Genomic DNA, 9,265 nt, shown 5'->3' with positions numbered 1-9,265 from the left:
AATTAATACAATGAATCGGTTTTTAATATTTTTTAGAAGATAATCGGTTGAAACGATTATATATTCTTTCCGGAGTTTAATTTTTAGTAAATGGGTGAATATTCATTCAGTTAGTTATCATGTTCTCTTACAATTTTAATAATGACCATAGGTGTAAGAAGGTAACAGGAGATAAAAAATAGTAAGGCTTGTAATAGCTCTTTAATTGGCTATTAATAAATTTTTTAATTTTTAATAATATGACTACTTTGGCCTTTATTTTTACTGAAAATAGGGTAGGAGTGTAGTTTGTATTTGACTTCTCTGTTATCATGTCTATTATCCTGAAAATCATTTAACAACTTTTCCTCATGAGAAAAAATCTATTAATAATTTTAGTGACCCTTTTTACAGTGGCTTGCCAAGTAGAAAAGGGAGAACAAAAGCCCGGGCCATTTATATTAACGATAATAGATGGATCTACCCTTAATTCTATTGAAGGTGCGGTAATTTATGCCAAAGAAAAGAAGATGGCTTTTCGTTCCGATCAAAACGGAACGGTACTATTACCCACCGAATTTGCCGATCTGGAAGTTTCTCTTGAAGCTAAGAATCATCGCACTCAAAAGCTTAGATTGACTGAAAAAAATGCTTTGGTTAAGATGGTTTATGATGAAGCACTAGTTAATTCCGTAGAAGCAGAAAGGGTTTTCGAGCGAGTTGATTCCTTGAGAGGAACCTACGGCCCTTACCGGGCAAATAATGATTTACTTTATTATGATTTGCAGGTAAAAGTCGATGTAGAAAAAAAGTTCATTTCTGGAAGGAATCAAGTAAGCTTTAAGATGTTGAAAGAGGATGATAAAATCCAATTGGACCTGTACAAGAATTTAAACATAGATAAAATTCTTTTAGGAAAGGATGTTTTGACCTATAAGCGGGACGAGAATGCTGTATTTATCAATTTTCCTGAGAAGTTAAAGAAAGGTGAGGTTTATGAAGTAGACTTTTTTTATTCGGGCTATCCAAAGGCTAGTGGAAGATTTGGAGGGCTGGTTTTTGATACGGACTCTCTAGGAAATCCATGGATTTATACCGCAACCCAGGATGTAGGCTCCAGTATTTGGTGGCCTAGTAAAGACCAGCAACCTGACGAAGTGGATAGTATGCGAATCCGAATAGCAGTTCCTAAGGGGCTTACAGATGTTTCAAATGGTAGATTCGTGGGGAAAACTGAGTTGGAGGATGGATATACGGAATTTGAATGGAAAGTGCATTACCCGATCAATAATTATAGTGTCTCAATGAATGTGGCTAAATACACTCATTTTTCTGATCAAATGGGTGAGGTAACCATGGATTATTATGTTTTGCCTTACCACCTGGAACAGGCCAAACTACAATTTAATCAGAGTAGAAAAATGTTGGAGAGTTTTCAAAAACATTTTGGAGATTACCCTTTTTTAAAAGATGGCTTTAAATTAATTGAAGTTCCTTATTCGGGAATGGAGCACCAGTCGGCTATTACCTATGGAAATTATTTTAAAAATGGCTATTTGGGTCGCGACTGGACAGGAGTTGGGGTTAGTACTAAATTCGATTTTATAATTATTCATGAAAGTGCCCATGAATGGTTTGGTAATAGTATCACTGCCAGGGATGTATCTGATGCCTGGATTCATGAAGGATGGGGTACTTATGCAGAGGCTGTTTTTGTAGAAGACCAATTTGGTTATGAAGATGGATTAAAATACATCAATGGATATAAGTCATTAATTCGAAATTCGGCCCCTATTATTACCCCTTCCGGAGTGTATGCCTGGCCTTCAAATGATATGTATTTTAAAGGAGCCTTATTTTTAAATACTTTGCGGAATGTGGTAGATAATGATGAGCAATGGTGGAAATTTGTTCGTGAATATTGTGAACATTTTAAGCATAAAGATATTTTTGTTACCGATGTGCTGAACTATTTCAATTCTAAATTTGATCGTGATTTTAAACCACTTTTTGATCAATATTTATATCACAGCTCTCTTCCAATTCTTCAACTGAAATTTAAGAATGGAGGATATGAATATAGGTGGAAAGCTGATGTTGCGGCCTTTGATATGCCGGTAAAAGTGAAGATAGGAGGAATTATGGAAACTCTACAGCCTTCTGTTGATTGGAAGTTTGAGGATCATAAAGGTATTAATAAAGAGCAATTGCATGTCGCTACAGATTTATTTTATATAAATGTTGAAGAAGTGGGGGAAGATGGGAATGTAATTGCAGTAAAATAATTGAAAGGCCTGGACGATGATTGAATCTAATTTTGTGATTTAGGGATTTCTTCTGATTTTCTTTTTCAGAAAGAAACTCTACCACAATTAAAGATTCCTTGAAATTATGGTTCAGGCTACTTTTTTTGTTCTGAAGTTTACAATTCCATTTATCATTCCATTAAAAATAAAATGGTGGAAAGGAAGCATAAGGTACCAATAAAGCCTTCCTGCTATTCCTTTCGGTCTAAAAGTGGCCTTTTGATGCAAAATCTCCTTTCCATTTTGCTTTGAAATTTTAAATTGTAACCAAGCTTCACCCGGAAGTTTCATTTCAGCATAAAGTAATAAACGTTTTCCGGTTTTATCGGCAACCAAAACCCGCCAAAAATCTAACGCCTCTCCCACTTGGAGTTGGTAAGCATTGGTTCTTCCTCTTCGGAGTCCTACTCCTCCAACCATTTTATCTATATCACCGCGCAGTTTCCATAGAAAATTTCCATAATACCACCCTCTGTTTCCCCCGATTGACCAAATATTTTCTAGAACATCTTTACTGTTTTCTGATAAAACCTTTTGTTGGTGATCAATAAGACAACCATGAACCGGGACATGGGCGTAACGCATCAAATTATTTTTTCCATGGCTTGAAATTAGGGAATCTTTCCAGCTGGAAAGTACCATGTCTTGTTCAATCCTGTCAAAGGCAAGCCTTACTGCAGCTTTGTAATGAATAGTTCGAAGGCCCAGTATAGTTTCTAATCGTTTGTCCTTACATACCACTTCAACCTTCATGCTATTCACTAAATTTACCGCAAGGGGATAGGAGGTAGAAGTTACAAAATACAACCAGTAGGAAGAAAGTCGCGGTGTAAGTACGGGTACATCAATTATTTTTCTTTGAAGGCCTCTTACCGCGGCAAATTGAAGAAGCATTTCCCTGTAAGTTAGGACTTCTGGGCCCCCAATGTCAAAAGTTTGGTGAAATGTTTCTTTATTTAACATGACTCCTTTTAGATGTTGAATTACATCCCTTACAGCAATAGGTTGGCAACGGGTTTTTACCCATTTGGGGCAAACCATTATGGGAATTTTTTCTACAAGGTCACGAATAATTTCAAATGAGGCACTACCAGAACCCACCACTATTCCGGCTCGAAGTACTGTTAATGGAACTTTGCTTTTTTTAAGGATGCTTTCAACATTTTTCCGGGATTGAAGGTGGGGGGATAAAGCTGGCTCATTACTGATGCCACTTAAATATATGATCTGCTTGGTAGTGGTTAAATTGATATAAGAAAGGAAGTTCTTCGCTATTTTTAATTCCTTTTCCTCGAAATCCGAAGGGCTGGTGGCCATGGAATGCATGAGAAAAAAAGCCACATCGAAAGTTTTAGGTGCCTTTTGGAAACTACTTTCTTGAAGAAAGTTTACTTCAAAGATTTTTATTGTTTTAGATCCATTTTGGGCAAACTCCAGGCGGTTTTTGTCTCTTACAGCGCAGGTAATTTCATGTCCTTCTTCCAATAAAACAGGTAAAAGCCTTTTTCCAATATAACCTGTTGCTCCCGTAAGTAATATTTTCAATGGTTTTTAAATTTAAAAATACCTATCAAATATTTATTGCATAACCAATGCTAATGGTTATAAGGTTAAGATATATATCTGCGTAAGTGTCTGTTCTAGATTTTGCCAATTCAGTTTTAATCAAGTTAATCAGGCTTTTACTAAGTCTGAAATCAATGATTAAATGATTTCCCAACACTGGTAAATCAATACCACCTCCCATAATAAAACTTAAATTGTACTCATGTAAATTTTCTTTATTGATAAGGTTTAGATCTTTAATGTTGGCATAAAAGCTGTTTGATTTGAAAATAGTATGTGTTTCGTGGTAACTGAATAATAGATATCGGTTGTTTAATCCAGCACTAATGTAGACTTTTCCTCTTTCCCCAAAATCGTATCTAAATATAAGAGGGATTTCTAGATAGGTAAGATTAAATTTACCATTGGTATCCTGGCTAACATTGGGATACAGTTGGTTATCCTCTATGATCCCTAAAGCTCTGGATTGAGAATAATTGATTTCGCCTTGAAAAGTTATTTTTTCTGAAAAAAAATAAAGTAAAAGGAGTCCTGTGTTTAGGCTGTTTTTGTTTTTTAGTACTGTGGGGCCAACATGGTCCCAGGAGGACCATTGGGTCATATTTAAACCTACTCGAGGGCCGATTGACCAGAATTGTGCTTTGACTTGACCAAAAAATGTAAAGCTTAATAATAAAGTGATTACAATATTTCTCGAGAAAATCTTAGGTTTTTCTCTTTTGTTTTTTTCCTTTTGCCCTCCCCTCATAATTACTTTTCACCTTCTAAGAAACTATTTCACCTAATTGCTATAACATGGAGGGGAGCATTTTGTTGAAGGGGCAACCTTTTGTTGTTTTAAAGTTAAGGTATGTTTTGTATTTGATTTTTTAAATCAAAAAATGTTTTTTTAAATTTTTGGGAAAATATTTTTTGGTTTATGAAAATAATCCATAGTTTTGGGACATGAATATGAAAGCAAATGTAAATATGAACTGGTGGTGGTGTACTGATTCCAAAAGGAGTGAGGTCGCCTAGTTATTGTTTGCATTCGAGATATAGAAAACGGCTTATCACTCCCCTGATAAGCCGTTTTTTTTTGACCATTAAGTACAGACAAGAGTACACAGTGAAAATGAAAATTAGATTAGTGAAAAATATTGTATGGTGGTGGCACACTTATTCCTTTCCCGAATAAGACGAGAATGCCATTATCCAAAATTTTAACTTTTAGCGGCTTTCGTCTTTGGACTAGCCGCTTTTTTTATGTTTAAAAAATGATGAAAACTACAAAAATTCAAATTAACAGTTTCGAAATGTTGGCTGATTTCTTCACCCCAGTGAGCCTTTTTTTGAAGTTAAGAGATCATTTTCAGGAAGCTATTCTGTTAGAAAGTACGGATTTCCATGCTGGAGAAAATAGTTGCTCACACTTATGTTTTGAGCCCGTTTCTTCCTTTCAATTGACTGATGGAGAAGTAATGGTGAGTAATGAAAATTTAAAGAAGAAAATTGGGGCGGGGGAGGACATTACCAGCCAAATGCAATCCTACTTTAAATCCTTTCAATTTAAAGGAAAGGAAAAGCTTACTTCTTATAATGGATTTTTTGGTTATTCCACATTCGACGCCGTACAATATTTTGAAGATATCAACTTTAATGAGGAAAAAAAGCAAATGAACATCGCAGATATTAATTATTCATTATATCGCTTTGTCATTACTTTTGATCATTATAGAGATAATCTTTTTGTGCTGGAAAATTGCCCTGAGGGAGAACCATCCCGTTTAAAGGAATTTACTAAACTGTTAAATGGACGAGCTGGAGCTGCCTATTCTTTTCAACGGGAAGGTGAAGAAAAATCTAATCTTACAGATGATCAATTTAAAGAATTAGTCGTTAAAGGGAAGTATCACTGCAAACAGGGAGATGTTTTCCAGGTAGTTTTTTCCCGTCAATTTTCCCAGGAATTTAAAGGAGATGCCTTTAATGTGTATCGCTCACTTCGATCATTGAATCCCTCTCCTTATTTGTTCTTTTTTGATTATGGTGGTTATTCCATATTTGGTTCCTCGCCAGAAGCACAATTGGTGATCAATGATAAAAAGGCGCAAATTCATCCCATTGCAGGTACATATAAACGTACTGGTGACGATGCTTTTGATCAAAAGGAAGCGCTTCGGCTTTCAAATGACCCCAAAGAAGCTGCTGAACATGTTATGCTGGTAGATTTGGCTCGTAATGATTTAAGTAGAAATTCGGATGATGTGGAGGTACTTCGGTTCAAGGAAGTGCAATATTTTAGTCATGTAATTCATTTGGTTTCCATTGTGGAGGCAAAACTAAGGGAGGAGGCGGAGTCCGTTAAGGTATTTGGTGATACCTTTCCTGCAGGCACTTTGTCTGGGGCACCGAAGTATCGTGCTCTTCAATTAATAGACCAATACGAGAATCAAAATAGAAGTTTCTATGGGGGAGCTGTAGGTAAATTTGGATTGGATGGAAGTATCAATCAGGCCATAATGATTCGTACTTTCCTCACTAAGAATAATCATCTTTTTTATCAGGCGGGGGCTGGTATTGTGATTAAATCTGAAGAGGAAAATGAATTGCAAGAAGTGAATAATAAATTGCGAGCTTTAAGAGCCGCAATGGAATTGGCCGAAACACTAAATAACTAAATAATGAAAAATATTCTGGTAATAGATAATTATGATTCATTCACCTATAATTTAGTGCATATTCTTAGACAAATGGAGAATACTGGTGTAGAGGTGAAGCGGAATGACCAGCTGGAACTGGAAGAGGTTTCTGATTTTAAATATATCATTTTATCTCCTGGTCCTGGTTTACCAGATTCGGCTGGTTTATTAAAAGATATTATTCGAACCTATGGATCCTCGAAAAAGATATTAGGTGTTTGTCTGGGGCACCAGGCTATTGCTGAAGTTTTTGGAGGGAAATTGAAGCAATTGGAAGAAGTTTATCATGGAGTTCCCTCTTCTGTACACTTGAAAGCTAAATCAGATGGTCTTTTTATAGACCTAACAAAAACTTTTGAGGTGGGTCGCTATCACTCTTGGATTGTTGATAAAACCGACTTGCCAGATTGTTTGGAGGTTACAATAGAAGATGATGAAGGAGTAATTATGGGGTTGAAGCATAGGGAATATAAAGTATGGGGTGTACAATTTCATCCTGAATCCGTACTTACTCCTGATGGACCCAAATTATTGAAGAACTTTCTTAACCAAGCATAAATATGAAAAAGACTTTAGCAAATCTCTTAAGTTTTAAAAACTTGGATGTCGATGAGGCCCGTGTCTTGATTCATGATATTGCTGCTGGCAAATTTAATGATGCCCAAGTAGCTTCCCTATTGACAATATTCTTGATGAGACCTTTATCTCTGGAAGAATTAACTGGATTTAAACAGGCGGCATTGGAATTAAGTGTACCTTTAGATTTTTCGTCTTTTGCTACAATAGATCTTTGTGGTACAGGCGGAGATGGAAAGGATACTTTTAATATCTCTACGCTTGCTTCTTTTGTTGTAGCCGGGGCCGGTTTTAAGGTTGTTAAACATGGGAATTATGGTTTTTCCTCTGTTTCTGGCTCTTCAAATGTGCTGGAACATTTAGGATATTCTTTTACCAATATTAAAGAGGAACTGCAGGATCAGTTAGAAAAACATAATATTTGTTTTTTACATGCCCCTTTGTTTCACCCAGCTTGGAAGACTGTGGGCCCCATTAGAAAAGCATTGGGTGTCAGGACATTCTTTAATATGCTTGGACCTTTAATTAATCCAGCCAAAACTTCGCATCAATTAGTTGGTGTGGCAAATTTGGAGATCTTTAGATTATATGCCTATTTGTTTCAGTCAGAAAATAAACCCTTTACCGTAGTACATTCATTAGATGGTTATGACGAGGTTTCTTTGACAGGTACTTTTAAAGTAGCTACTGAAAAATCAGAACAGGTATTTAGTCCCAGTAATTTAGGTTTGGAAAAATTAAGGGAGGAGGAAATATACGGTGGAGAAAGTATCCAGGAAGCCGCCACAATTTTTGAAAATGTATTGAAGGGAAAAGGTACAAAAGCCCAAAATCAGGTGGTACTTTGTAATGCGGCCCTGGCCATTCAATGTATGGACCGTTCCTTAACTTTCAAAGAGGCCTATGCAAAAGCGGAAGAGTCTTTAATGGGAACATTTGCACAGAAAGCTTTTGAAGGTGTAACCACAACAAACAAAATTTTTTATTAGCATTCATAATAGGAGGTGTACCGATGAATATTTTAGATCAAATTATAGCTCATAAATATAAGGAAGTGGAAAAAAACCGAGAGTTAGCACCTGTGGCCTTCCTTGAGAAAAGTATACATTTTAATGCTCCTACACTTTCTTTATCCGATTTTGTTCAAGACGAAAAAAAGTCAGGTATCATTGCGGAATTTAAAAGGAAATCTCCATCCCGTTCTGCCATTAATTTGAAAGCAGATGCAGAGGAGGTTTCTAGGGGATATTCACTGGGGGGGGCTTCAGCCATTTCTGTTTTAACGGATCAAAATTTCTTTGGTGGAAGTAAGGAAGATTTGAATACGGTTCGGAAGTATAACTTTATTCCTGTGCTTAGAAAAGACTTTATTGTAAGTGAATATCAGATTCTTGAGGCCAAATCCATGGGAGCCGATGCTATTCTTTTAATTGCTGAAGTTTTAGAAAAGAGCCAAGTGAAAAAGTTGGGAGAATTTGCAAAATCTCTAGGCCTAGAAGTGCTTTTTGAATTGCATTCGGAGGACCAACTACATAAGTTGTGCCCAGCTATTGACTTAGTAGGGGTTAATAATAGAGATTTAAAAACTTTTCAAGTGAGTATAGAGCAATCCAAAAGAATAGGGGCCTTGATTCCTAACGATTTTATAAAGGTTTCAGAAAGTGGATTGTCCTCACCGGAGTCTATTGTAGAGCTTAAATTTTTTGGATTTCAAGGCTTTTTGATAGGAGAAACTTTTATGAAAACTTCTCGACCAGGTTATGCTTGCCGAAAATTCATTGAGGCTGTTAATCAGGTTTTCATTAAGGAAAATGCTTTATGCGAATAAAGGTTTGTGGAATGCGAGATGCAGTCAATATGGGTTTACTTTCAGGCCTGCCTGTAGATTATATGGGACTGATCTTTTATCCAAAATCCCCCAGGTATGTGGAGGATAATTTGAAACCTGAACATTTGAATGAGATCAAAGGTGATTTTGAGAAAGTAGGGGTTTTTGTTAATGAAAATTTGGAAGCTGTTATTGAAAAAGGTAATAATTGGGGATTAGATCTTGTTCAGTTACATGGGGATGAATCACCTGAATTTTGTACTTCCTTAAAGAAGTATTTTAAGGTTATTAAAGCGTTTCGCCTGGATAAAGATTTTAACTTTGATTCC

General features: G+C 36.1%; 8 protein-coding genes. 6 read left to right on the top strand and 2 right to left on the bottom strand.

The window, feature by feature from the left end:
* The first annotated feature begins 350 nt into the window (after positions 1-350).
* Positions 351-2,264, top strand: a complete 1,914-nt coding sequence (locus E1171_RS14240) for a M1 family metallopeptidase (RefSeq protein ID WP_155206699.1) — start codon at positions 351-353, stop codon at positions 2,262-2,264.
* A gap of 111 nt (positions 2,265-2,375) precedes the next feature.
* On the opposite strand, the gene E1171_RS14235 is transcribed toward E1171_RS14240, so the two are convergent.
* Entirely contained in the window at positions 2,376-3,830 is a 1,455-nt protein-coding gene (locus E1171_RS14235) for an SDR family oxidoreductase (protein WP_155206698.1), read from the bottom strand.
* A gap of 25 nt (positions 3,831-3,855) precedes the next feature.
* Complete coding sequence (locus E1171_RS14230) at positions 3,856-4,599, bottom strand: porin family protein (RefSeq protein WP_155206697.1); 744 nt, start codon at positions 4,597-4,599, stop codon at positions 3,856-3,858.
* Positions 4,600-5,107: 508 nt separating this feature from the next.
* Here E1171_RS14230 and E1171_RS14225 point away from each other — a divergent pair.
* The 5 genes from E1171_RS14225 to E1171_RS14205 form a co-directional block, all read left to right on the top strand.
* On the top strand, positions 5,108-6,511 hold the full coding sequence (locus E1171_RS14225) for a chorismate-binding protein (RefSeq protein ID WP_155206696.1): 1,404 nt from the start codon (positions 5,108-5,110) through the stop codon (positions 6,509-6,511).
* A gap of 3 nt (positions 6,512-6,514) precedes the next feature.
* Positions 6,515-7,090, top strand: a complete 576-nt coding sequence (locus E1171_RS14220; RefSeq protein WP_155206695.1) for an anthranilate synthase component II — start codon at positions 6,515-6,517, stop codon at positions 7,088-7,090.
* 2 nt (positions 7,091-7,092) lie between these two features.
* Positions 7,093-8,097, top strand: a complete 1,005-nt coding sequence (gene trpD, locus E1171_RS14215; protein ID WP_155206694.1) for an anthranilate phosphoribosyltransferase — start codon at positions 7,093-7,095, stop codon at positions 8,095-8,097.
* 23 nt (positions 8,098-8,120) lie between these two features.
* Entirely contained in the window at positions 8,121-8,936 is an 816-nt protein-coding gene (trpC, locus tag E1171_RS14210) for an indole-3-glycerol phosphate synthase TrpC (protein ID WP_155206693.1), read from the top strand.
* Positions 8,927-9,265: phosphoribosylanthranilate isomerase (locus E1171_RS14205; protein WP_187696460.1), on the top strand; the 339-nt coding region annotated here is incomplete at its 3' end. The genes trpC and E1171_RS14205, both read left to right, overlap by 10 nt.

It is taken from the genome of Xanthovirga aplysinae, assembly GCF_009711365.1.
GTDB lineage: Bacteria > Bacteroidota > Bacteroidia > Cytophagales > Cyclobacteriaceae > Xanthovirga > Xanthovirga aplysinae.
This window is presented reverse-complemented; position numbering and strand designations above follow the sequence as displayed.

What these genes read in the sequence shown, in the direction of transcription:
- E1171_RS14240 (WP_155206699.1), top strand. Translation starts at nt 351, where the DNA reads ATGAGAAAAAATCTATTAATAATTTTAGTGACCCTTTTTACAGTGGCT.
- E1171_RS14230 (WP_155206697.1), bottom strand. Translation starts at nt 4,599, where the DNA reads ATGAGGGGAGGGCAAAAGGAAAAAAACAAAAGAGAAAAACCTAAGATT.
- E1171_RS14225 (WP_155206696.1), top strand. Translation starts at nt 5,108, where the DNA reads ATGATGAAAACTACAAAAATTCAAATTAACAGTTTCGAAATGTTGGCT.
- E1171_RS14220 (WP_155206695.1), top strand. Translation starts at nt 6,515, where the DNA reads ATGAAAAATATTCTGGTAATAGATAATTATGATTCATTCACCTATAAT.
- trpD (WP_155206694.1), top strand. Translation starts at nt 7,093, where the DNA reads ATGAAAAAGACTTTAGCAAATCTCTTAAGTTTTAAAAACTTGGATGTC.
- trpC (WP_155206693.1), top strand. Translation starts at nt 8,121, where the DNA reads ATGAATATTTTAGATCAAATTATAGCTCATAAATATAAGGAAGTGGAA.